Here is a 25,346-nt window from a genome sequence, read left to right as displayed (position 1 = left end):
AATGAGGGCAACAAGTAAATGTTTAACTTGTCATGTTGAACAAGCTCAAAGAATAATTGATAAATTTGTCACATCTGAACAGGAAAAATGGCTAATATTAAATGAAGTTTTAAAAGAGCTGGCTACTGTAGATTTCGGTGTTATGCCCATTGATATAGCAGAGATTCTATACAAAAAGCTAGAAATTCTTTTGAAAAAAGAAGATCTTTATAAATTGGAAAAGGAAAAATCTAATAAAATAGCGCTTTCACTTTATAACGATTTCAAATTAAAAGTCATGGATAGCTCTGACCCTTTGTATGAAGCCGCAAAGCTTGCAGTTGCTGGTAATTTAATAGACTTTGGAGCTTTAAATAATTCTCCAGAAGAAATGTTTGAAAAGATAAACGAACTTTGGGCACAGCCATTTTCCATTGATGATTTTGAATATTTTAAAAAAGACATATCGAATTCCAACAACCTTCTTTACATTGTAGACAACGTTGGAGAAGCAGTATTTGATATGTTGTTTATAGAGACAATTAAACAACATTACAATGATCTTAATATTTCTGTTGCTTTAAAAGGTTATCCGATAATAAACGATGCAACAGTGGAAGATGCTCTTTTCATTGGGCTAGACAAATTTGCAAACCTAATTAATACTGGACTAAGCACCCCCGGTACAAATCTTGAAAAAGCAAATCAAGTATTTAGAGATGCCTTCTTTGAATATGAAATTATTTTGGCAAAAGGTCAGGGAAATTTCGAAGGACTATCCGACATAAAAAAGAACAACATTTATTTTGCATTAGTTGCAAAATGCAAAGTAATATCAGATTATATCAAAGTAGCTCAAGGCTCAAAAATATTTATGAATTCAAAAAGAATTCACCAAGTTTTATAACAACAGAGTTTTCCACATACTCTCTGGAGTCTTTGGGAATAACAAAGGCTCCAAAGTTTTTTTCTAATATCGTTGGAACAACAACACTAAAACCATTTATTTTTGAAGTCTTTACGTATTCCATTATAAAATACTTTGTATTTATTTTTTCAACTATCAATTCTTCGAATTTTACAGCTTTGGAAACTTCTAAAGCTTTTTTGATATGAGTTTCTCTAGGCCTTCCCCAGTCATATATTCTATAAGTTAAATCTGAAGATTGTTGAACTTCTATTACTGTTGAATTTGATCCTAAGGCGTGAATAACACCAGCGGGAATATTTACAAAAGTTCCTTTTTTTATCTTCTCTATTCTAAGTACATCACTCCAATTTCCTTTTTCAAAAGCTTCCACCAATCGTGAAGGTTCCTCACAAATTGCAATTTCACCATCAGTTAAAAAATACCATGCCTCATTCTTACCCCATGGCTCCTTTTCAACAGATCTCGCATATTCATCATCCGGATGAACTTGTACTGAAAGCCAATCAGAAGTGGAAATAAGCTTTATAAGAAGTGGAAAACGTTCAAAATCTTTCCCACACAATTCTTTAGAAATATCATTTATACTTCTATTATCAATTAACGTAGTAAAAAGCGGGTGGCCAGATAACAACCACACCTCACCAATCTTTCCGTCATTAATACCAAAAAGATTATTTAACATCCTATTTCCCCAAATTTGGTTTCTAAATTGTGGTTGAACTTTTATCATTCGCTATAACCTCCTACTACGATTTTTTCATCAGCTAATTTAAGAACAACCTTAGACATAGGCTTATTAATATAATACTTTACTCCCTGAATTGCAACTTCTACACCTGGATATATAATTTTTTTGGCAACTATTTTTGCATTTACTTTTGTACTTTGTATTTTTTCTTCTATTTCATGAAGTCTAACAGTATTTTTCTCTAATTGTTCTTTTATTACCATTAAAGTATTTGATGATTTAAGAAAAAGTTTTTTCTTATCCTCTGATATTTCAACATTTTTCTCTTTTAAACTTTTGTATTGCTTTAAGATTCTCAATAACTTTTCAGCATTTTGTTTGTCAAGCATAATTTGAGTTCTTAATAAATTTCTTTCTTCTAAAAGCTCGGGTGAAATTCCAACCTCTAAATGTGTAGGAATAGCAAGTTCTGTACCAATTTCTTCTGCTATAATCTCAAATCCCGCCAAATAAGTTCCACCAACAATTACACCTTTGCCATTTTCTGAAAATATCGATTTTCTAGCCTTAACCTTACAATTATTAAGTAAATCAGCGAATTTTACCGTTTCAGCTTCAATAATTGCATTCTCAGCAAATTTTACATTCAAGTTTTTTTTGCACTTTACTATCCCTTTCTCCCTACCTTTTATCCCATTTGCTTTTATACTTCCCTCAAGAGAAATTACAGTAGCAGCTTCAATGACACCATTTACCTCAATATCTCTTTTCGCTCTTACTACAAATCCCGGTTTAACATCACCTTTTATCACCACAACACCTGGAAAATCTATATTTCCCACTGAATAGTCAACATCGCCTTTTATCTCTAAAGTTTCTTCTACATCAATGAAGTTTGTTTCTGAATCCACTTTTAAAATTCCATCAATCTTTGAAAATATTTCGTTATCTATTCTTTCAACATTCTTTCCAAGTTTTATCTCTACTTCTTTTCCATCCAGTCCAGGAATGGTATTGCCAAAAACATCTATACCATCTTCCCCTTTTGTCGGAGGGATAATAGTTGCTATTTTTTGACCTTTCTTTACAATAATCCTTCTATGTGATGGAAATTCCCTAAAATCTATCTTTCCCTTTTTATTTTCACTACTTTTTTCGAAATCCACAAATTCAATTGAACCATCTATACCATTACCAGGTGGTTTTCCAAATACAACTTTTATTGGAACATTAAATTCTGGCTCATTACATATCCTTGTTATTACATCGCGATTTATTCCAAATACTATCCCTTCGCCATTTAAAGCCTCCAAAATATCTTTTGGAGTAATTCTCTCTTCATCAGATGTTTTTTCCAAAATCACACTTGCACTCATTTTATCTTCAGATACTTTCACATTTATTAACATAAAACCCCCCTTTATTTTGCAAAAACAATGACCAAAGATACTATTGAAATTATCATTGAAATAATCGAAACAATATAAAGTGAATTAACCTTATTTCCATTTTCAACAATCTTATCTGTCATTACATTTAATACTTTCTCTGTTTCTTCTTTTGATTTTTTCAAATATTCGACATCACTGGATATCTTATCAATGTTATCCAATGCTATCTTTTTATTCTCAATTTCAGATAATTGCAATTCGATTTCCTTTATTTTTTGGTTATACACTCCAAATTTTGAAACTGATTCTTCCAAATTTTGCATTCTTTCTTCAAGCTGCCGATATCTATTTTCCATAATTCCAAATTTATTTACCACATTTCTTACTGTTAACACATCAATTCCTTCCAACCTCTGTCTTAATGTATCTAAATCCCCTGAAAATGCCTTCAAATCCGACAATATGGAATACATTTCATTTACTTTCGATTCCATTTCCGAAATCTTCGCTATTTTTTCAAAATCCTCGGGTTTTAAATTCTGAAGTTTTGTATATAGAGTTTCAATCGCATTTACTTTACTTGATATCTTTGAAATCATTAAATTGAGATTTGTCACATCTGTAGGAATATTTCCTAACTGCTCATTCAACTTTGAAAATTTAGCCAAATTTCTTGCTTGTTCTTCCAAAAAGTTTGTCTTTAACTCATCAAGTTCACTATTTAAAATACTTAATTTTTTTTCAATCTCACTTATCTTTTCAATATCAGATATTTTTTCGTCAAATTTCTTTATTTGTGAATTAAACACTTCTGAAATTAAAGAAATTTGAGCTGATAAATTATTTAAATCATCCACTTTTGCGTAAGTGTTCTCCATACTATCTATTTTCTCATATAGTTTTTTTATTCTATCTTCAGATAAAATTGTCTCAGAAGCTTTTTCAACAAATTTTTCCAACTTATCAAATCTGTCTCTAGTGTCTAAAAATTCATCTTCTAATAAGGAAACTCTTTTATCTATACCAGTAATAGCACTTTTTGAAGTCTTCAATTCATTATTAATATCCAAAAGTAAGTTTTCAATTTCTGAAAGTTTATTTAAATTGTACTTCTGGATAACTGTATATAAAATCCTTGCAATATCCAATCTTGTCATAAGCAAAGAAGGTTTGAAGTTACCATTAATATCAAGCTCCATTATTTGGTTTTTAACCAAAAACTCCACAGCAGAATATTCAGGTACAATAGGTGACAAATCAGTAATAGTTATCTCCGCTGAAAAAACAATTACACTTGAAAGTAATAAAATAAAAAATAGCTTTCTCATCTAATCCCCTCCAAATACCTCGTTTAAAATACCTTGTTTTATCTCTATACTTTTTTCAGAAACTATTATTCCATCCTTTACAAATCTAAATCTATAAATCCCTCTTGGCAAAATCAAAAAATATAGAGGAGTTTTTCCAAAAAATTTATCGTTAATAAAAACTTCCATACTATCTTCTGAATAAACATTAACCACACAATGATTTTCATCATCAATTATCAGATTTCCCACAACTGTAAAGTTATTAGAAGAAGTTTCAGAAATATAAGTTATGATTTCACTAAATTTTGCATTAATAACAACAGGTGAATCATATTTTATTCCCTTGTAAATCAACGAACCTTCTCTACCTAAAATTATACTATAACTCTCCGGCATTTTTTCAATTGAACCATCTGTAAAACCATACCACTCTCTACCTTGTCCAACAATTTTTGTAAAATATAACCTTTTTGCGACAAAACTTTCAGAAACCTTCATTCCATCCAAGAAAAACAGCAAATCTTCGTTTGTTTTAGAAATAACTTTTGTTTTCAAATTATATACATAGTTATTACTCCCAGACTTTAAAACAATCATACTCTTCAATTCTCTATATCCATCTTTCCTTATAGTTAAACTATATTTTCCTGGAATGACTCTAAAACTTGCCGGACTAATTTTTGAAACGTTTTCTAAACTTACCTCTGCGTTTTCTGGATAACCGTAAACATAAAGTCTTGCAAACTTTGTTTCATCCACGTTATACTCATAGTTTTCAACACTTGGAACTACCACTTCTTGATTTAAATTAACATAATCCGAATCCAGCAATTCTAAATTATATTTTCCAGGTAAAACCTTTAGTTCAATTGGTAAAGTCACTAACTTGCCATTAAATATTGCTCTAACCTTTTCTTTCACGTTTATCTTTAAATCAACGTATTTTTTCAATTTAACTTTCACCTTATTTATTTTAGAAGGGCTTACGAATAAATCCATTGTCTTAAATATATATCCATCTTTTTCAAGAAAAATTCTCAAATTTCCAGAGGGCACCTCAAATACTGCAGGGGTTAACCCGTAAAACTTATCGTTTATATACACCTTTACTCCTTCAGGCTCGGTTGTTATCTCAACGTATGAAGGTAATGTCAATTTTATATTTAAAGTCGCATCACTCGAAACTACAGTCTCATAAACCGAATAACCCGGTTTTACAATTTTTAACTTTCCTGGATAAGTTATATTGGAAATCTTTAATATCCCATTTAGTGGCACAACATCTATTAAGTTTCCATTCCAATAAACCATAGCACTAGGTTCTGTAATAATCACCAATTCGGCAAACAAAGTATACGAAATAACTAAAAATAACAAAATTATTTTTTTCATATTTATCCCCCACGTCTTTTTACCGAATTGTTAAGTTTTTCCAGTAGTGAAACTAATACCTCTTTAGAATTATTATCAAAATCTTTTAAAACCTCTTCAACAAATTCTATTCTTTTGAAAATTACCTTATCAATAACATATTCACCTTTTTTTGTTAAAACCACTATAATAATCCTTTTATCATTTTTTCTTCTTTTTCTTTCCACAAAACCTTCATTCTCCAATCTTGATACTAATCCAGTTGTAGTACTTTTTGCAATACCTAACATTCGGCTTAATTCAGTCATGGTTTGTTCTCCAGCAAAATAAAGTTTTTGCATTAGATCAAACTGTGCAGGGGTTATTGGAAATTCCTTTAAAACTTCCCTACCTTTTACTTTTATCCTAAAACAAATATCTCTTAATAAATTTTCAACCTTTTTTGACACAATTTCACCTCTTTGAAATTAATTCTTTGTATGCAAGATACGTTTCAAACAAATCCACTTTTGACACTATTTCATAAGGTGAATGCATACTCAACAAACCTGGACCCATATCAATTACATTAAATCCTTCCTGGGCTAAAAATTTTGCTACGGTTCCACCACCACCAACACCTATTTTTCCTAAAGTACCAACTTGCCACTTTATATTTGCGTTATTTAAAACCTTTCTAACATGTAATAATGTTTCAGCATGCGCTTCACTTGCACCTGCTTTTCCACGCATACCAGTATATTTTACTACAACTACCCCTTTTCCTATTTTAGGAGCATTTAATTTATCGTGGACATCCTTGAAATTAGGATTTACAAGTGCTGCAACATCAGCCGAAACCACAAATGAATTTTCTATTAACTCATCTAAAGCAAATTCTACATCTTTTTCACCTTTGATTTTTAAAACTTTTCTAAAAAACTTTTTGTAAAATCTTGCCTTTGCACCTGCATTTCCCTCGCTACCTATTTCCTCTCTATCGAATAAAATTACTGCAGCTGATTTCTCCAAATTTTCAGCATCAATCAAAGCCTTTACAGATTGAAATGCACAAATCCTATCGTCTTGACCATACGCAGCTATCATACTTCTATCAAAACCCACTTCCCTAGATTTAAAAGCTGGTACAATTTCTATATCAGCACTAATAAAATCCTCCTCCTCGATATTATATTTCTCCTTTAAAATTCTTAATACATTTCGCTTTACCGCATCTTTTTCTTCACCTTCAAGAGGAATTGAACCAACAACTAAATTCATTTTTTCCCCTTGAAACTTTTCGCTTAATTTTTCGTCTTTTCTATCAAGGTGTGGTAATAAATCCGCAAATAAAAATATCGGATCATCTTCATCAAATCCTATGTTTATATCTATTCTTGTTCCATCAGCTTTAAATACTACTCCAACCAATGCAAGTGGTATGTTATACCATTGATATAGCTTAACTCCTCCATAATAATGAGTTTTCAACATTGCAATAGCTTCATCTTCAAAAAGTGGATTAGGTTTAAGATCAAATCTTGGAGAGTCAACATGTGAGGCTATAATATTAAATCCCTCTTTTGGATCACTGACTATTCTTACCGCAATTAAAGATTTACTAGCATTAATATAATAGACTTTTTCTTCAACTCCAGTGTACTCATTAAGAGAGATAAACCCACTTTTTTTCAACATTTCTTCAAAAAAAGATATTGCAAGTCTTTCAGTTACCGCTGTATCGATAAAATTTCTGTAGTTTTTTACAAACTTTTCCACATCATTAGTATTCCTAATCGTCCAAAGATTGTCCATAATACTCCTCCTTTACCAAATTTCTATCTCAGTTTCCAATTTTACACCAAAATTTTTATAAATTTTATCCTTTACAAGTTCAATCATATCTTTCACATCAGAGGATTTTGCGTTGTTATAATTTATTATAAATCCTGCATGTTTTTCTGAAATCATTGCTCCACCTATTCTAAAACCTTTTAAACCTATTTTTTCAATGGCACTTCCCACGTAAAAACCTTTTCTTGGCCTTTTAAAAACACTTCCAGCACTTGGAAACTCCAAAGGTTGCTTTTCCACCCTTTTTATCATTACCTGTTTCATTCTTGAAAAAATATTATAACTATCTCCTTTTATTATCCGAAATCCAACTCTTAAAATAATCAAATCTTCGTTTTCTTTAAAAATACTGTTTCTATATGAAAATTTCATCTCTGTCCTATCTAATCTCAATACTTTTTTTCCATCATAAACGTCAACAAACTCAATCATTTCCGCCGTTTCCCATCCAAAGGCTCCGGCATTCATATAGGCGGCTCCACCAACACTCCCGGGGATTCCATAAGCATTTTCAAAACCTGAAAAACCTTCTTTTGCCGCATATAAACATAACTTTTTTAAACTGAGTCCACTTTCGCAAATTATCGTGTCATTCTCCACAAAAATCCCTGTAAGTTTTTCAGTTGAAATAACATTAAAGTCCATATATTCATCTTTAGGTAACACATTTGTTCCATTTCCTAAGATTTTTACGTTATCCAAAACATTTAAAGTCTCCAAAAACATATCAACTGTATACGGTATTATAAATAACCTCACAGGTCCTCCTATTTTAAAACTCACATGACATTTCATTTTTTCATTTATATGAACATCATTTCCCAATTTCAATAAAGTATCAATTAACTTCAAAAACAATCACCCTATTCCTTCCAAGTTCTTTTGCTTTATACAAAGCATCATCTGCATAACCAACCAATTCATCAGAAGTTTTAACCAAAACTTCTGGATAACTTGCTATACCAAAACTCATTGTAACTTTAAAAGGAAATTTATCAATAGCTTCTATCTTCTTTCTCAATCTTTCTGCAATTTCTTTTGCATAATTTAAAGAAGAATTTGGAAGTAGTATTATAAACTCCTCTCCACCATATCTTCCGACTATATCGTTGTTTCTTCTTACATTTTCTTTCAAAATTTTTGCAATCTCTCTTAAAACTTCATCTCCAAGTAGGTGACCATATTTGTCATTTATCTTTTTAAAATGATCCAAGTCGCACATAATAATAGAAAGTCTTTCCTTAAATTTTTTCGCTTTTTCAAAATATTCATCTATCTTTTCCGCAAAATAATATCTGGTATACAACTTTGTAAGTGGATCCAAAAAACTCCTCAATCTTAATAAAGAAGATTTTATAGCAGTAATAAATCCAAATTCTACAATTTTTAATATTTCCAATATATTTGACAATTCCTCATCATCTATATTTAGTTTTTCATTTGAAATATATATATAATAATCTAAATATTTGTCAATTTTATCTGAAATTTTAACCCTTAAAGGGTTTTTTTCTATTAAATCTCTTCTTTCAACGTTTTCCACACTTGAAAATTTGAAATCTTGACCAATTTGTACATCTTTAACAAATATCTCTATTCCATTTACGGGTAAGATCTGTAAAATTTTACTTGCAAAGTAGTTAACAATATTTTGAGGTTCTTCTATTTCTTCTATCGCTTTCAATTCTTCTAATATTCCCATTGCAAAACTTGTCTTTGAAAAATAGTCCCGCAACTCTTTCGACAAGTTCTTATTATCATACACCTTTGTCAAATCCAAAGATTTCTTAAAGTATGGATTCATTTTAAAAATCTCTTTCTTTTCCAAAATTTCCACATAATTTTCAAATCCCATCTCTCTATACAGAGAATAAGCCTTTGAAATATACAAACCGTATCTGTAATCTTTTCCTAATGTTTTATAGTACTTTGCAAAACCTTCATATAACATTGCAAGTGATAATTTCAAACCCTGAGTTGCGTAATTTTTTTCAAAAAATCTAAGTTGTTCAAAAAAGCCCTCTGGATCAACCTTTGCAATCTTTTCACCAAAAATTGCAAAGATCTCTTCTCGCCATAAAAAAACCTCAGAATCTCTATATTCTTCCCATATTTTTCTAAAATCTTCATCATTCTCCGCAAAAACTAACTTAACAAAATAGCTAAATCCCCAATCTTTCAAATCTCTAGCATCTTTATTTTCATTGTACATATTCCTTACATAGTTTATTTTTTCCGTAAATACGTAAAGTAAAAACAATAACCGCAAATATGAACTTCCCAACTGTAATTTTTCCAAAATATTTCTTGCAACCATTATATCTTTCAAACCATCTTCAAATTCCCTATTATAAACATGATACAACGCTTCTAATTTATAAGTCTCTGCTAGTTCAAATTTTAAATCTTTCAATTCCAAAATTCTACGAAGCTTTAAAAGCTCCACAAAAAATTTATTTATATCACCCATATAAAGCATACTTTGAATTTTATTTATTTTTGAAGTGATTGATAAATTAGTTAAACCAATTATTTCAGAATAATAAATCGCTTTATCATATAATTGATTTGCAATAACTAAATTACCAATATTAATAGATAAATTATTATAAATAGTAGGCAGAAAATGAAATAACCCCTTTTCTTTCGCAATAGTTTTGGCCTCTTCATAATAATGTTCTGCTAGAACCCTATCTCTATTAGAAATTATACTTCCAAGTAAAATCAGCGCTCTAACTTTTAACTCTAAAACAAATTTAGATTCAACTTCAGGGATCTTAGAAATTTTTTCCAAAGTTAAAATATCGATTTTTTCATACATCCTCAAATTAAATAAGGCATAATAATAGAGTAAAACCCTTCTATATGTACCAAATTTTCCAAAACCTTTTAACCTATCTTTATCCTTTTCAAAAAATTCAACTACTTCTTTGTTTTTTTGATTAACATATTTTGCTGCAATTTTCCAATACTCAAATATCTTTTTATCCGGAATCTCAAAATCTATCTCCCTAAACACTCTATAATAAATCTCAACTTTATATCTTATCAGTGAATATAAATATTTATTTTTTGGAAGCAATTTTTCAGCTTCAGCAATCATTTCCCGCAAAATGTTGGGAGAGTAATATTTTTCCAAACCTCTCTTAATAGATTTCAAATAATATATCAAAGCTTTCCTCTCATCCCCAATCATTCTAAAATGCCATGCAACTTTCTGATAAACTCCAAAAAAATCAAGTTTTAAATACTGGCATATAAGTTTTTTATGCAATTGCTTTTTATTTTCTACAGTATCGTATAATCTTTCCCAATATTGTCTCAACGTAAACCTCAAATTTGAATATTCTCTATACAATATACCTTTATTCTCTGCCACCTTAATTATATCTGAAAAACTCCAGCCAATTACACCTTCCAAAAGTTCTATCTCATCATCCGTAAATTTTTGCCCAAGTACTGATAAATACTTCAACTTTTCAAAATATTCCTTATTCAACCCATCAAAAACATCAAAAATATTCTCAAAATCAAAATCTCCTAATTTCTCTAATTCACATTCCCAAGAATCTTTCTCAACATTTTTTCTCAATAAGCCTTTTTCTACTAATGTCCTTAAAACCTCAACTAAAATACCAGGATATCCATTACTAACTTTGTATAGAAAATCACTAAAAACTTCTTTTCTTTCCAGATTAAAAAATGTTTTTGTCAACAATTCCTCAATTTGACCTTTACTAAACGGTTTTAAATAAATAACTTTATCAAAATCACTAAATTTTTCAGTGGAAAATGCAACAACTTTATGTTTAACTTTAAAATTCAGTGAAAATAGCTCTTTTAGAAACACTTTAAAATTGTCAAATTTCTCTTGGTAATCATCCACTAATACAAATAATTGCTCCAAATCATCAATAACACTTCCAACTAGTGGAACTAAGGTATCCACTTTTCCACCATTATTAATAATATTTTCTATCTGGCTTAAAATATCCTCATCTGCCTTTCCCGCGGCAATTTGTAATAGTTGCAAAACAAATTGAGCTATACCTGTAGCCCTAATTACAAGTTTTCCCTCCGATACAAGCCTTTCTTGGAGTAGATTTAACAAAGTAGTTTTACCCATTCTTTGTTCTCCAACCACACCAATAAAAACTGATTCTCTTAAATTTAAAACATTCATTAATTCATTAAGTTCAGGTCGTTGAATAGTTGGAACGACAAAGTTTAGTTCTAAAAAACTTTTAAAAACACTGGGCATTGCAAAATGAACACTTCTTTTTGTAAAATCTTCAACCACCATTTCTTCAACTATTCTTTTTAATTCATATATTCCTAATTTTTCAATTACCTTCCCAATAACATAAATTGAAGATTTTTCATTTATTTCCTTTTTCTTTATAAACTCTGGGGCAATAAATAAATTTTCTTTACTATCAGGTATCTCTTTCTTTTTTGTCCAAATAGGTGGTTGAATAACAAATGAATTACCTTTTATTAAAATATCATCAACAGAAAAAACTGGAAAATACAAATTTGGAATATGATAAATTTCTTGGACCAAATTTAACAATAAAACAGAAAGTTCTTTTTTTAAATCCAACGAAAGATCTTCCAATTTTACAGATTCTTCACCACTATACGAAAAATATAGCACTGCTTTTTCAGTTTCAATTTCATACCTTTCAGGCTTTAAAAAAGTGCTTATATAATTCACCAAATTAAAGTAATTGGATAATTCCAAAAAACTTCCAATCGATTTTTTGTCCAATATTTTCATTCTTTTTAAATTGCCATCAACATCTACAATGTATTCAGGTCCATTGTAAGTGTTTCTAAAAAATTTTACTATATTCATAACTACCCCCTTGGAAACGAAAGCTAACTTTTTAAATCAAAATTTGCCTTTGTCAGTTTAACAACATCTCTAACAATCTCTTCTAAATTTCCATTTAAAGTTACACCTGCAGCCCTTGGATGACCCCCTCCCCCTAATGTAAACGCAACTTTACTTACATCAAACCATTCTTTAGATCTAAAACTTATATGAACCTCTCCTTTTACATATTCATAGAAAAATATAGCAACTTCTACTCCTTTTATCGAACGAATTTCACCTACAAATCCGCCACTATCTTCATCTGTACAGTTAAATTCTTCGTAATCTTTTTTTGAAAGATAAGAGTACGCTAACTTTCCGTCACATTCTAACTTCAGATTATCAATCATCCTTGATAGCAATTTAAATTGCTCCAATCTTCTATTTTCAAGTATCATTCTTGCAATAAAATCAGGCTTTGCACCAAGTGAAATCAAACTTGCCACATCTCTAAAAACACGTTCATTTGCATTTGAATACCTAAAAAAACCTGTATCAGTTTCTATACCCATTAAATTTATCAAAGAAAGCCTCTCATCATATTCCACTTGCAACTCTTTATTAACTCTCAGTACCATTTGAGCAGTTGCGGCATATGTTGAATCTACCCAGTTTATATCCCCAAAATAAGTATTAGTAGCATGATGATCAATCACAATAACCTTAAAATCGTTCAACACATCTGAAAATCTTCCAACCCTATCTGGGCTTGATGCATCTAAAATAACTATAATATCGGGATTAAAATCATACACATCTATTTCTTCATAATTCTTTATATACTTTACCTCTTCTATTTCAAAAAAATAACTTGGAATTTTCCAATCAATTGCAGCAACAACCTGTTTTCCTAAACTCTTTAACCCCAAAAATAAAGATAAAACCGAACTTATATCATCACCATCAGGCATAATATGACCGACTACCAAAATTTTTTGTGCTTCATTTAAAGTACCAACAATATTCAAAAATTCATTTGCCACCAATTAAAACACCTCCAAAGCTTTCAAGACTATCTCTGAAAATTTACCTTTGACTCTATTTGCAACTTCTACAACTTCTTTATGTGAGAGTGGAACATTTAAAACTCCGGCTGCCATATTCGTAACACAAGATAAAACCAAACAGTCTATCCTACAATGCCTTGCAGCAATTATCTCTGGTACAGTAGACATTCCGACAAGATCAGCCCCTAATTTTCTAAACGCCTTTATCTCTGCAGGAGTTTCATAGCTTGGTCCTAATACTGCCATATACACACCTTCAGGCAAATCAAAATACTCTTGCAACCTTTTTGCCCAATCTTTATCTAAAATACTAGACATGTCTGGAAATCTAGGCCCAAATTCTCCATCGTTAATTCCTCTTAGTGGATTTCTAAATTGAAAGTTTATAATATCCTTTACCAAAACAATATCACCAGGCTTTAATGATTTATTTATACCACCTGCAGCATTTGTGATAATTAACTTTCTCACACCTAATTTCTTTAAAACATAAATTACAAACTTTATTACTTCAGCAGACCATCCTTCGTACAAATGAAATCTACCTTTTAATGCTACAACATTTTTCTCAGCTAATTTTCCAAAAACAAGGTTTCCCTCATGTCCTGGTACAGTTGAACGAGGAAAATTTGGAATATCTCTATAAAAAATTTCTATTGAATTTTCTATTTTATCAGCCATAAAACCAAGACCAGAACCTAAAATTAAACCAATCTCAGGCCACATTGAAATTCTTTTGGAAATATATTCAACAGTCTCTAATAATTTTCCCTTCACTATTTACACCTCCTCTGATATAATTATTATAGCATAAAAATTTTAGGAGGAATTAAAATGGTAAAATTAAGTGGATCTATCCTAGCGGCAAATCTTTTAAACTTAAAAGAAGAATTAAAAAGAGTAGAAAACCTTATTGATGAAATACACATTGATGTAATGGATGGCCATTTTGTTCCAAATTTAACCTTTGGTTTTCCTTTAATTAGTGCAGTAAAAGAAGTGACAAATTTGCCAATAGACGTCCACCTTATGGTTACAAATCCAGAATTTCACATTGAAAAATTACTAGACTATGACATACAAAGAATAACCGTACATATTGAAAGTACACATCACATCCACAGAGCCATTACTAAAATAAAAGAAAACAATATAGAAGCATTTGTAACCTTAAACCCAGGAACCCCACTTGTTTTTATTGAAGAGGTAATCCCATATATAGATGGGGTATTGGTTATGAGTGTAAATCCAGGGTTTTCTGGGCAAAAATTTATTGCAAAATCCATAGAAAAAATCAAAACTCTAAATAATTGGAAACAAAAACATGGAATGAACTATTCAATTGCAGTAGATGGCGGAGTAAACGATTCAAACGCAGATGTAATAATTTCAGCTGGAGCAAATATTCTAATAATGGGGTATGGTATATTTAAAAACCCAGAGCTTGAGAATTTCTCAAAACAACTTAGAAAAAAATGATCACAGCTATTGTATCCCCGTACTCTTTTAAAGGTTCTATATTAAAATTAGAAGAAGTGGTAAAGTTCGCACATAAACAAGGTGTAAATTCTTTGTTGTTATGTGATACAAATTTTCACGCAACAGTAAAATTTATTGAAGAATGTCAAAAATATAAAATTACTCCTATAATATCGTACCTTTATAACGACAAAATATACTATGCAAAAAACACGGAAGAGTTATACGAACTTTTCAATGCTTATAACACGAATAATTTTTCCTCACTAAAACTTAATTACATAGATAAAGACGATGTATACCTTGCATATTACTTTCCAGGAAAACGAAGAATCTACGAGCTATTCTGTAATGTCTTGGGTGTAAAATGCGTAGAGAAAGGTGTGTTAAAAAACATTTACTGTAATTTAGAGGCCTATGGTTACAAGCTAAAATCCTTTCAAACCCTTCCAACCGCTCCAAAAAATTTTATAGATGTAAATAAAATAAAAAACAACGTATATAAAGAAAGGCTAATACGTGAATTAGAAATAATAAAGGAAAAAAACTTCTTAGATTACTTTCATACAGTATATAAAATAACAAAAATTGCCAAAGAACATGATATAGCAATTGGTCCGGGACGTGGAAGTGCGGTAGGGTCACTACTTTCATATATGTTAGGAATAACTAAAATTGACCCAATAAAACACAATTTGCTATTCGAAAGATTCTTAAACAAAGGTCGAAAAGAACCACCAGACATAGATCTAGATGTTGAAGATGAAAAAAGAAAAGAGTTAATAGAATTACTAAAAAAAGAATTTAAATATGTCTACTACATAAGTACTTTTTCAAACATTGGTCCAAAAACAATTAAAAAAATCGCAAATGAATACAAAATTTCCACATCTGAACTAAGTGACCTTTTAGGACTCCCCACTCACAAAAGCGTTCATGCAGCTGGAATAATTATTTCGAAAACTCCTATCAAAGTGCCCATTAAAGAAGATGTAATAGAATGGGACATGGATTCCTTAAACAAAATTGGATATATAAAATTTGACATCTTAGGTCTTAAAACATTAACCATAATGAATAAACTTGAAAAAAAAATTGGAAAACCAAAACTTGACAAAATCACTTTTAACTTCATATCAAAAGGATATACAAATGGTATATTCCAACTTGAAAGTAATATATCAAAAAGAATAATCAGAGCAATAAAACCAAGTTCAATAGATGAACTCTCCATTGTAATTTCATTAAATAGACCTGGCCCTCTCAAAGCAAAATTAGATAGGGAATTAGCCATTGCAAAATGGAAACAGAGAAAAAAAAGCTTTGAACTTCTAAATGACACTTTTGGAATAATAGTCTTTCAAGAGCAAATAATGTTAATAGCTAAAAAATACGCAAACTTTTCAAATGAAGAGGCAGATGTATTAAGAAAAGGTATAGCTAAAAAAGAAAAAAAATTGGTAGAACCTCTAATAAAAAAGTTGAAAAAAAACATTTTAAACATACTATCGGAAAATGAAACAAATGAATTAATAAAGATAATATTAGAATTTTCAGAATATGCTTTTAACAAATCACACGCAATTGCATATTCATATATTTCTTACTCATTAGCATATTTCAAAAAACACTTTCCTAAGGATTTTTACTCAACCCTTTTAAAGTACGATACAACAAAAATTGAAAAAATAATTTTCGAAATGCAATCAAGAGGTTTTAAAATATTACCACCAAATATTAATGGAAATCCGGAAAACAAAAAAGAATTTCACATACCGCTAACACTTGTAAAAGGAATAAACGAAAAAATTGAAAAGGAAATAATAGCAAATGCCCCATATAATTCTTTAAAAGGTTTTTTTGAAAAAAACCCAAATATAAACTTTTCTATAGTAGAATCTTTGATAAAAATAGGAAGTTTTGATTATTTATCAGAAAGTAGAAGAAAATTGTTAATGAAATTAAAAGAAATTAGGAGTGGAGTAAACGAAAAAATTCTTGAACTTTCCAGTAGCTTATTTGGAAAAAATTTTTCAAATGAAATAAAAATAGAAAAACTATGGGAAAGATGTGATATGGAATATAACACATTAGGTTTTTGTATTTCAAAGCCCTTTGATGAATTTAAAAACCTTTTATCACCACTTTCAGTAGCACTATCCCGTGAGCAAAAATTAGCCATTAACGTAAAAGCAGTTGGCGGTTATGTAAGTGATGGAGTTACAACAATAAAACTAAATGTACCAGACGGTGTTTACACAATCATTAATGATAAAGAGATAAAAATATTTCCCGGAATAAAAAAAGCAATATATGTAATTGACCAACTCCCATCAAAACTTTTCATAGAAAAAGGTAATGAAAATGAATTTGTTGAAATAGTCGATAAAAAGTTAAAAATAAAAAGTGCAAGACCCGTTTTTGATGATTACAAAATACTAATAGAGGGTGAAAGTGATGTATGTTAATATTGAACTTTGTAAAAAATGTCAAGGAAAGTGCTGTAAAAATTACCCTGGAATTGCCCTTCCAAAAGATTTTGGCAATACAAAAGAAGAAATATTTAAAAATTTAATTAAAGCCTTTAAATCCGGAAAATGGTCTATTGATTGGGACAAAAATGAAGAGTACTTTGTAAGACCTTCTATAAAAGGTAGAAAATTTTACATATTCGATCATGCAATTTCTGGTGAATGTGTATTTTTAACTGAAAAAGGATGTAAACTTTCATTAGAAAAACGACCAAGTGGTTGTCTATTATTAGAACCACGTGAAAGCGAAAAATGTATACAACATCTAACAAAAAGAAACACAATAAATGAATGGAAAAAATTCAAAGAAATTTTATTGAATGCTGCCATTGAGGTAGATAAATTTGAGGTGGAATTATGAAAAAGATAATACTATTTTCCATTATACTTTTTGTTTCGATTCTTTTAATTTTTTTCAAAGGAAAAATATATACAGGCCCAGAAGTTTTTCTTCCAGGTTTCAAATATAACCAAAAGATTGAAAATATAGAAAATTCAAATATTAAAAATTTTATTAAACTAGGTAAAGACTTTAATGATGGCAATACTATTTTCTTAATCCTATACTCAGAAAATACCTTTTTCAACAAACCCTTAACAGAAAAATTGATAAATTTAGTAAAAGAACTAAAAAAAGACTACATTAGCACAATTATAAGTCCTGTAAACATACCAAAAATTGGTTTTTCAAGAGAAACCTATATAAAAGACAACATTCTACAAAAAGATATACTTAGAGATAACTCTGCAAAAAACTTTCTAAGCAAAGATGGAAAATATTGCATTGTTAATCTCACCTTCAAACCAGAAACAAATTCTAGAGCGTATATTAGTCAAATAGAAAATATAGTAAAAAAATACTTCAGTAAGTATTATTTATTCGGTGAACCAGTAATAGACAGTTACCTTTTTAAAGAGTTAATTAAGCAAATGTACATATATCCGTCATTCATGTTTATACTAATACTTTTATTTTTCTATTACCAAACCAAATCTTTAAGAACTTCATTTTTTATACTACTTGCACCTGTAATTTCATCAATAATAACCATTTCACTATTATTTATTACTGGTAGACCCTTAAACACACTTACAGTAATGATATTTTCGTTTTTATTAATAATAGGCTCTGGATATGGTCTTCATTATTATAACTCTTTCTATAAAAACAAAGATTTTTCTAAAACAAAAAAACATATATTAATTCCCATTCTATTATCTATGCTAACTACTGCCGCAGGATTTTTATCTTTCCTTTTTGTAAAAATAGAAGCATTTAGGGAACTTGGTGTTTTAGTTTCAATTGGACTTGCTATAAATGTAGTTATAATTTTTGAACTTTCACCGTTAATCTTAAAATTAGAAAAAAATCCCCCTGAAAGATTTGGAATAAAATATCTTGGAGACAACTTTGCAAAAATTTCATTAACAATATTCATAATAATCCTAATTTTTTCACCATTTATCATTAAAAACATTTCAATCAAATCAGATATGCTATCATATTTTTCAAAAAATTCGGAACTTGGAAAAGCTACCGAAATAATGGAAAACATTTTTAATTTCAGAGAACCCATCTCACTTGTTATAGAAAAAGACACCGCATTTTTAGCAACAGATAACAAAAAATTGGAAAATTTCTCAAAAAAATTGAAAGAATCTAAATTTGTTTCAAATGTAAATTTTCCATTTGAAATACCCATCCCTATTCTTTATAACTTTTCAAAGACAGAACCTATCTTAAAATATTATATTTCCGGAAAAGAAAAAATAAGACTCATAATCTACCTAACAAAAGAAGGATATAGCAATATGGATTTTGTATTAACACTAATTAAAAAATATATACCCTATAAGAACTTTTACGTAGCAGGTTCTGCACTTATCTGGAATGATATAAATAAAAGCATACTCTCTACCCAAATAAAATCCATTATATCTGCAAGTATTATAATATTTTTCATGGTTTTAATAATATTCCGCTCACTCAAAACATCAATAAGTATAATAATTCCAATAAGTTTTACTACTATTTTTAATTTTATTTTTATGTCTCTCTTAAAAATAAATCTAGATATTTCAACTTCTATTACATCAAGCATTTTAATGGGACTCGTAATTGATTACTCAATACACATTGCAAATGATGAAAGAATAACAAAATCATCAAATCAAACAGTTATAAACGTTGGTCCACCTATACTTACAAATGGTCTGGGATTAATACTAGGGTTCTTAGTTTTACTTTTCTCACCACTAAAACTATTTAAATCAATTTCTCTTTTGATAATTTTTGGGATATCAATAGGTTTATTTTTCACATTAGTTATCCAGCCATTTTTGCTAAAAATAACATTTAAAAAGTAATAAAAAAGGCTTTGGCAAAAATGCCAAAGCCAAATCAATAAAAAACAACATTAAAAGCTAGTTAATCCACCAACAAATAAACTTTTTACCCAATCATTCTTTTCCCATTTATAAATAACTCCCGCAACAAAATTTTCTCCAATTATTGGATAGGAAATCTTCAAATAAGCATCTGTATCTTCATCAAAAAATTCACCACTTTGAAATGGAGTAGAATCATAATAGAACCCATCAATATACAAGCCACTAAAGTTACCCACTTCAGGTAAAACTATCCTCACGTTTCCTTCAGCAGTTGGTGTTGCCCCATCTAGACTTCCATAAACATAAAATTCTCCATTTCCATATGGTTCTAAATCAATCGTTACTCCAACAAAATATCCCGCTTTATCTTTTATATCTTTTAAACCTTCCAAAGAATTTGTATATTTCTTTTCGTTGTAATTTTTTCCAAAAAGGAAAGGAATATATCCATTTTGCATATAATAAATTCCACCTATAGGTTCCAAAATCCCTATATTTCCATAAACTCCAGCAAATATACCATTACCAAGTGATGAAAATTTCTCATCCGATTGCAGCGCATATTCAAACCCAAGTTTTAAAAATCCAAATGGTATATAAGTTGCAACACCTCCAGCATATTTTACAGGAGTAGAGGTACTATTAAACAAATAAGTTTTTGTTGCAGCTGTATCTGTAATTCCGTATATCTGAAAATCCAAGAAACTAGTATCATACATCAAACTTCCAAAATATATACTATCAGATTGAACAAATTCAAACGGCACAAACTTTGTTAACTCATATGGCAAATGTGCATAAATTTCAAAATTTCCCGGTTTAAACTTTACATCAAAAGCCCTAGTGTTCTCATTAATGTACCTTCTCATATTAAAACCTAAAGCTAAAGTGACAGGTACAGTCTTTCCATAACGAAATTCAAAGCCATTTGCTTTAAATCCCAACGTGTTTAACACGAATGCATTAATTATATTTGTACTAGGTGTAGATGAAGGTACTCCATAGTAAAGTTGTCCATATACAACATCTGTAGCATAAACTGTAAAACCTATCCCCACTGTTACAGGACCAAGAGAAAATTCTGGACTTAATTCATATACAAAATATTTTTCGTTATTTCTTTCAATAGTTCCAATACTAATTGGAACGTTTGAAAACACAAAAATAGAAAAAACAATTACTGAAATAACAATAATATATTTCCTCATAATATCACCTCCAAACTATTTCTTAACTTAATTATACCACAACTGTGTTATAATTTATTGTGAATTCAGGGGGGATTATATGTTTGACTTTAACGAATTTGAAAAATCTCTTGTGTTTTCATTGGCAAATATAGTTGTGAACTCAAATTATAAAATTGAATTCGGAAAAAATGAGATTGCCCTTTCAGTAGACAAAGTTCATACTAAAAATTTAAAAATCCAAAACTACAAAATACTTGAATCAGAAAGTGATCCAAATTTTCCAATAGTTGAAAATGCAAAAATTTTATTTTATAATATCCCAGTAACAGATAAAATAAAAAATATGTTTTTACAAAATGTAAAGCCTCTTGAATCAAACAGCGAAGGAGAAGTTTTCCTAAAAGATAATGATTCAAAGATTTATGTAAATGGCTTTTTGGTAGCTGTTGAAAAAAATTTTTTGTTTAGTTATAATATAAAAACTCCTTCAAAAAATATGATTCAAAAAATTGAAAATTTTGAACTTCCATTTAAAAGAACCGCATACGTACACAAAATAAAAAACATATTACTAAACTGTGAGAATGCTGAAACAGCTATGTATCTAGCAAAAGATTTAGAAAAAATTGACAATGGTACCGCTCATGACGAAATTAATTGGAAAGATGTTCAGCTTCATGCCGTCAAATTACTTAATGTTTTTAAAAAGTACATTTTCATTACAAAATCAGATTATGTAAAATTTAACCATTTAGTTGATATTGCAATTGATAATGGTTACAAACCTATATTCATATCTAAAAATATCAAGGATGAAATTGAGTATGAAAAAGACCTTTTAGGCGAAAAAATAAATACTATAAACTCTTTCTTTGAAAAATATTCAAAAAATTTTCAGTTCAATTATATAGACAAAAAAACACTAACAGACAAAGAAAAAGAAAATTTAAAAATAATAGAAAATCTATTAAATAAACTAAATCTTGATATTGAAATATTAATTTCAAGTAACATGCTAAAAAGAAAAGACAAAAACAACAACTATTACATAAAAGATAATAGCATTATTCTAAAACGTGAAATTCTTTCAAATGAAGATTTAACACTTGAAAATGTTATTGAGGGTATTGGTAAAATCACATTTCCCAATTTAGATTCAAAAGCTTCAATATTAAAATTGTTTATTTTACTTTTAAAAAAAGAAAGAAACAAATTTTCTCACATCTCAAAAGTTAGTACAGAAAAGGAATCTTTAATTGACAAAATTTTTGGAAAATTCAGAAAAAAAGACGGTGAAAAAAATGGCAGATAGTTTAATACTTTTTTCTTTCTTCTTATTGTTTCTCATATTATTAAAAGTCTCCCCATTTATATTAGGGGCAGTTGTAATAGGGTTTTATCTATCAATAGTATTAGATGTCCCTGCAAAATATCTTTCAAAAAAAATGAATCCTAAATTATCAAAATTTCTTTCCTACACTTTATTACTATCATTAATCTTCTATTCTGCAGTTAGTTTTTTCCCTATTGTTTTTTCTGAAGGGAAAAAGTTATTTTTAGAACTCACAAATATAACTATTCCTGTTAATTCTAACCTACCAAAATGGATTTTAGAGTTTATAAACAGTGCAAACCAACAAATATCTAATTTTGCACTCAATATTTTAAACAAAATTTTCAGCTATACACCATCAATAATTACAATGACAATACTAATAATTATAACCACAATAGCCGTTGCAAACTTAAAAGAATACTTAAAAAAACGAATAAATTTCTTCTTTATACAAGATAAAGAAAGAGGATATAAATTTGTTAAAAAATTCTACAGAGATTTTGAAAAATTTGTTAGTGGACAAGTAATTATAGCTTTATTTGTTGGAATAATGGTTGGAATATTTTCATGGATTTTTGGAATAAAGGGTGCGTTCTTTTTGGGAACATTATCGTTTATCACTGATTTTATTCCTTTCTTAGGAGTAATAATTGTTTCAATTCCAATGTTAATGCTTGGATATTCATCTTTGGGAATAAAAGGTATAGTGATAAGCATATTAATATTAATAACAGTTAATCAAATTGAAAGTTGGATACTTGCTCCTAAAATTCAAAGTGACAACTTCAATATTCACTGGTTCGTATTGATTATTTCCATACTTATATTCGGAGATATATTCGGATTTATAGGCATATTAATTGCTATTCCAAGTCTTTTATTCATAAAAAGATATTGGGTAGAATATATATTGGGAGGAAAAAGATGGGAAAAACCGGGGAAAAATTTGAAAAACTCTTAGAAATAATGAAAACATTACGAGGTCCAAATGGATGCGACTGGGATAAAAAACAAACACATGAGTCTTTAATCCCATATCTAATTGAAGAATCTTACGAATTAGTTGAAGAAATAAAGGCCAAAAACTACAAAAATATGGCCGAAGAATTAGGAGACATACTTTTACAAGTAATATTTCATTCACAAATTGCAACTGAAAATAACTCTTTTACAATAGATGATGTTATTGATACATTAATAGAAAAATTAATTAGAAGACATCCTCATGTCTTTGGAACTGAAAAAGAATTCTCATACAAAAGATGGGAAAAAATAAAGGCTCTTGAAAAAGGAGAGAAAAAATACTCTATAATAGGAAAAGTAAATAAATCGCTTCCTGCACTTTCTTTATCAAGAAGAATCCAAGAAAATGCAGCTACTGTAGGTTTTGATTGGAATAATATAGAAGACGTTTATGATAAAGTATACGAGGAATTAAACGAATTAAAAAAAGCTAAGAATGACTATGAAATTGAAGAAGAATTTGGAGATTTACTCTTTTCACTAGTAAATCTATCAAGATTTTTAAAAGTAGACCCTGAAGTATCATTGAGAAAAGCAACTGAGAAATTCATAAAAAGATTCCAAAAAATGGAAGAATTAATCTTAAAAGATGGGAAAAAACTTGAAAATCTTTCAATTGATGAACTAAATCAATACTGGGAGGAGTCAAAAAATTGAAAGTATATGGTAGAAACGTTCTCAAAGAGATCTTGGAAAACAATGTTAATGTTAAAATGATTTATTTTTCAAATGTTTCATCAAAGTCCATAGAAAAATTAATAGAGTTAGTAAAAGAAAAAAGACTACCTTTTACAATTGCAAATAATAGAATTTTAGAGAAACTTTCAAATGAAAAAAAACATCAAGGAGTAGTTATTGATATAGGGGATTTTGAATATAAAGATGAATCAATTATTGAAAAAATGGAAAAACCTTTTTTAGTAATCCTTGATCAGATACAAGATCCCCATAATTTTGGAGCAATTATTAGAACTTCGGTAGCTGCTGGTGCAGATGCTTTGGTAATCCCAAAAAATAATTCCGTAAAAGTTACACCAACAGTTGTAAAAGTATCCGTCGGAACGCTCTTTAAAACGAACATTATTGAAGTAACAAACATAGCAAGATTTATAGAAAAAATCAAAACTTTGGGAATATGGGTATACGGTGCTGCAATGGATGGAAAAGAATATTTTAAAGTAGACCTAAAAAAACCTGTAGCAATTGTTCTAGGAAACGAAGGAAACGGTATTAGAGAAAATGTAAAAAATAAATGTGATGATTTAATATCTATTCCAATGAAAAATAATGTGGAATCTTTAAATGTCTCAGTTAGTGCCGGAATACTATTATACGAGGTGTATAGACAAAATGAAAATTTTAATAGTTGAAGATGATGAAAAATTAAGAAGGCTTTTGGAGCTTGAATACAACCACGAGAATTGTGAAGTTAAAACATGTGAATTTGGCGAAGATGCCCTGTTAATATACGAAGAATTTAAACCAGATGTGGTGATTTTGGATATAATGCTTCCTGATATTGATGGTACAGAAGTTGCAAAAAAATTAAGAAAATTGGATCCTTCTGCAGGAATTATTATGCTAACAGCTCTTTCTCAAAAAAAGGATAAATTAGAAGGATTTGAAAGTGGGGCAGATGATTACATAGTCAAACCCTTTGATTTTGAAGAATTATTTGCTCGAACAAAAGCTCTCGCAAGAAGAAAAGGAGTACTAGATGAAGAAATTAATTTAGGAGAATTAAAAATAAATATCCTAAAAAGAGAAGTAACCTTCAAAGATAAATTAATTAACCTCTCTAAAACAGAATTTGACTTACTCTTATATCTTGTTAAAAACTCAGATAGAGTAGTCTCAAAAGAAGAAATTTTAGATGCTGTATGGGGCTTTTCATACGAAGGTTCAGAAAATATAGTTGAAGTTTACATAAACTACTTGAGAAAAAAGATATCATCGGATTTAATAAAAACTGTTAGAGGAATAGGATATACGATAAATTGGAGGTGA

21 protein-coding genes are annotated in these 25,346 nt (G+C 29.2%); 10 read left to right on the top strand and 11 right to left on the bottom strand.

Annotated features, from left to right (window positions below; translation table 11 throughout):
• Window position 1: 1 nt before the first annotated feature.
• Entirely contained in the window at window positions 2-886 is an 885-nt protein-coding gene (locus TMEL_RS07910) for a damage-control phosphatase ARMT1 family protein (RefSeq protein ID WP_012057740.1), read from the top strand.
• Here the strand turns inward: TMEL_RS07910 and TMEL_RS07905 are convergent.
• The 10 genes from TMEL_RS07905 to TMEL_RS07860 are packed head-to-tail and all read right to left on the bottom strand — an operon-like array spanning window position 852 to window position 14,166.
• A complete protein-coding gene (locus TMEL_RS07905) occupies window positions 852-1,640 on the bottom strand; it encodes a type I phosphomannose isomerase catalytic subunit (RefSeq protein WP_012057739.1) in 789 nt (262 codons plus the stop codon). The genes TMEL_RS07910 and TMEL_RS07905 overlap by 35 nt on opposite strands.
• Window positions 1,637-3,007, bottom strand: coding sequence for a DUF342 domain-containing protein (locus tag TMEL_RS07900; protein WP_012057738.1), 1,371 nt, complete (start codon window positions 3,005-3,007; stop codon window positions 1,637-1,639). Before TMEL_RS07900 ends, TMEL_RS07905 begins: the two co-directional genes overlap by 4 nt.
• 11 nt (window positions 3,008-3,018) lie before the next feature.
• Window positions 3,019-4,317, bottom strand: a complete 1,299-nt coding sequence (locus TMEL_RS07895; protein ID WP_012057737.1) for an S-layer homology domain-containing protein — start codon at window positions 4,315-4,317, stop codon at window positions 3,019-3,021.
• Window positions 4,318-5,691 carry a PEGA domain-containing protein gene (locus tag TMEL_RS07890; protein WP_012057736.1) on the bottom strand — a complete coding sequence of 458 codons (1,374 nt, stop codon included), beginning with the start codon at window positions 5,689-5,691 and terminating at the stop codon, window positions 4,318-4,320.
• A gap of 2 nt (window positions 5,692-5,693) precedes the next feature.
• The gene (locus TMEL_RS07885; RefSeq protein ID WP_012057735.1) at window positions 5,694-6,119 is read right to left on the bottom strand and encodes a MarR family winged helix-turn-helix transcriptional regulator; all 426 of its coding nucleotides are present in this window, start codon (window positions 6,117-6,119) and stop codon (window positions 5,694-5,696) included.
• A 4-nt stretch (window positions 6,120-6,123) separates the two neighbouring features.
• Window positions 6,124-7,464 (bottom strand): aminopeptidase, encoded by a 1,341-nt coding sequence (locus tag TMEL_RS07880; protein ID WP_012057734.1) that lies wholly within the window; start codon window positions 7,462-7,464, stop codon window positions 6,124-6,126.
• Between the two features lie 12 nt (window positions 7,465-7,476).
• Window positions 7,477-8,355: a UDP-N-acetylmuramate dehydrogenase gene (gene murB / locus TMEL_RS07875; RefSeq protein WP_012057733.1), complete on the bottom strand. Its 879-nt coding sequence runs from the start codon at window positions 8,353-8,355 to the stop codon at window positions 7,477-7,479.
• The gene (locus TMEL_RS07870; RefSeq protein ID WP_012057732.1) at window positions 8,342-12,361 is read right to left on the bottom strand and encodes a GGDEF domain-containing protein; all 4,020 of its coding nucleotides are present in this window, start codon (window positions 12,359-12,361) and stop codon (window positions 8,342-8,344) included. The genes murB and TMEL_RS07870 overlap by 14 nt, the downstream gene beginning before the upstream one ends.
• Before the next feature lie 23 nt (window positions 12,362-12,384).
• A complete protein-coding gene (locus TMEL_RS07865) occupies window positions 12,385-13,365 on the bottom strand; it encodes a DHH family phosphoesterase (protein WP_012057731.1) in 981 nt (326 codons plus the stop codon).
• Window positions 13,366-13,368: 3 nt separating this feature from the next.
• A complete protein-coding gene (locus TMEL_RS07860; protein WP_012057730.1) occupies window positions 13,369-14,166 on the bottom strand; it encodes a purine-nucleoside phosphorylase in 798 nt (265 codons plus the stop codon).
• Window positions 14,167-14,223: 57 nt separating this feature from the next.
• Between TMEL_RS07860 and rpe the strand changes: the two genes are divergently transcribed.
• The 4 genes from rpe to TMEL_RS07840 are packed head-to-tail and all read left to right on the top strand — an operon-like array spanning window position 14,224 to window position 19,766.
• On the top strand, window positions 14,224-14,868 hold the full coding sequence (gene rpe, locus TMEL_RS07855) for a ribulose-phosphate 3-epimerase (protein ID WP_012057729.1): 645 nt from the start codon (window positions 14,224-14,226) through the stop codon (window positions 14,866-14,868).
• Window positions 14,865-17,336: a helix-hairpin-helix domain-containing protein gene (locus tag TMEL_RS07850; RefSeq protein WP_012057728.1), complete on the top strand. Its 2,472-nt coding sequence runs from the start codon at window positions 14,865-14,867 to the stop codon at window positions 17,334-17,336. The genes rpe and TMEL_RS07850 overlap by 4 nt, the downstream gene beginning before the upstream one ends.
• Window positions 17,326-17,760: a hypothetical protein gene (locus TMEL_RS07845; protein WP_012057727.1), complete on the top strand. Its 435-nt coding sequence runs from the start codon at window positions 17,326-17,328 to the stop codon at window positions 17,758-17,760. The genes TMEL_RS07850 and TMEL_RS07845 overlap by 11 nt, the downstream gene beginning before the upstream one ends.
• Window positions 17,757-19,766 (top strand): efflux RND transporter permease subunit, encoded by a 2,010-nt coding sequence (locus tag TMEL_RS07840; RefSeq protein WP_012057726.1) that lies wholly within the window; start codon window positions 17,757-17,759, stop codon window positions 19,764-19,766. Before TMEL_RS07845 ends, TMEL_RS07840 begins: the two co-directional genes overlap by 4 nt.
• Window positions 19,767-19,816: 50 nt before the next feature.
• Here the strand turns inward: TMEL_RS07840 and TMEL_RS07835 are convergent, their stop codons facing one another.
• A complete protein-coding gene (locus tag TMEL_RS07835; protein WP_012057725.1) occupies window positions 19,817-20,998 on the bottom strand; it encodes a hypothetical protein in 1,182 nt (393 codons plus the stop codon).
• A 79-nt stretch (window positions 20,999-21,077) separates the two neighbouring features.
• Between TMEL_RS07835 and TMEL_RS07830 the strand changes: the two genes are divergently transcribed.
• Genes TMEL_RS07830 through TMEL_RS07810 form a run of 5 tightly spaced genes read left to right on the top strand, consistent with a single transcriptional unit; the run spans window position 21,078 to window position 25,346 of the window.
• Window positions 21,078-22,292, top strand: a complete 1,215-nt coding sequence (locus TMEL_RS07830) for a hypothetical protein (RefSeq protein ID WP_012057724.1) — start codon at window positions 21,078-21,080, stop codon at window positions 22,290-22,292.
• Complete coding sequence (locus TMEL_RS07825) at window positions 22,237-23,277, top strand: AI-2E family transporter (protein WP_238375208.1); 1,041 nt, start codon at window positions 22,237-22,239, stop codon at window positions 23,275-23,277. Before TMEL_RS07830 ends, TMEL_RS07825 begins: the two co-directional genes overlap by 56 nt.
• Window positions 23,241-23,996, top strand: a complete 756-nt coding sequence (gene mazG, locus TMEL_RS07820) for a nucleoside triphosphate pyrophosphohydrolase (protein ID WP_012057722.1) — start codon at window positions 23,241-23,243, stop codon at window positions 23,994-23,996. Before TMEL_RS07825 ends, mazG begins: the two co-directional genes overlap by 37 nt.
• Window positions 23,993-24,709 carry a 23S rRNA (guanosine(2251)-2'-O)-methyltransferase RlmB gene (gene rlmB / locus TMEL_RS07815; protein WP_012057721.1) on the top strand — a complete coding sequence of 239 codons (717 nt, stop codon included), beginning with the start codon at window positions 23,993-23,995 and terminating at the stop codon, window positions 24,707-24,709. Before mazG ends, rlmB begins: the two co-directional genes overlap by 4 nt.
• Complete coding sequence (locus tag TMEL_RS07810; protein ID WP_012057720.1) at window positions 24,690-25,346, top strand: response regulator transcription factor; 657 nt, start codon at window positions 24,690-24,692, stop codon at window positions 25,344-25,346. The genes rlmB and TMEL_RS07810 overlap by 20 nt, the downstream gene beginning before the upstream one ends.

The organism is Thermosipho melanesiensis BI429, assembly GCF_000016905.1.
Taxonomy (GTDB): domain Bacteria; phylum Thermotogota; class Thermotogae; order Thermotogales; family Fervidobacteriaceae; genus Thermosipho; species Thermosipho melanesiensis.
Note: the sequence above shows the minus strand (reverse complement) of the source record. Positions and strands in the feature narration are given on the sequence as shown.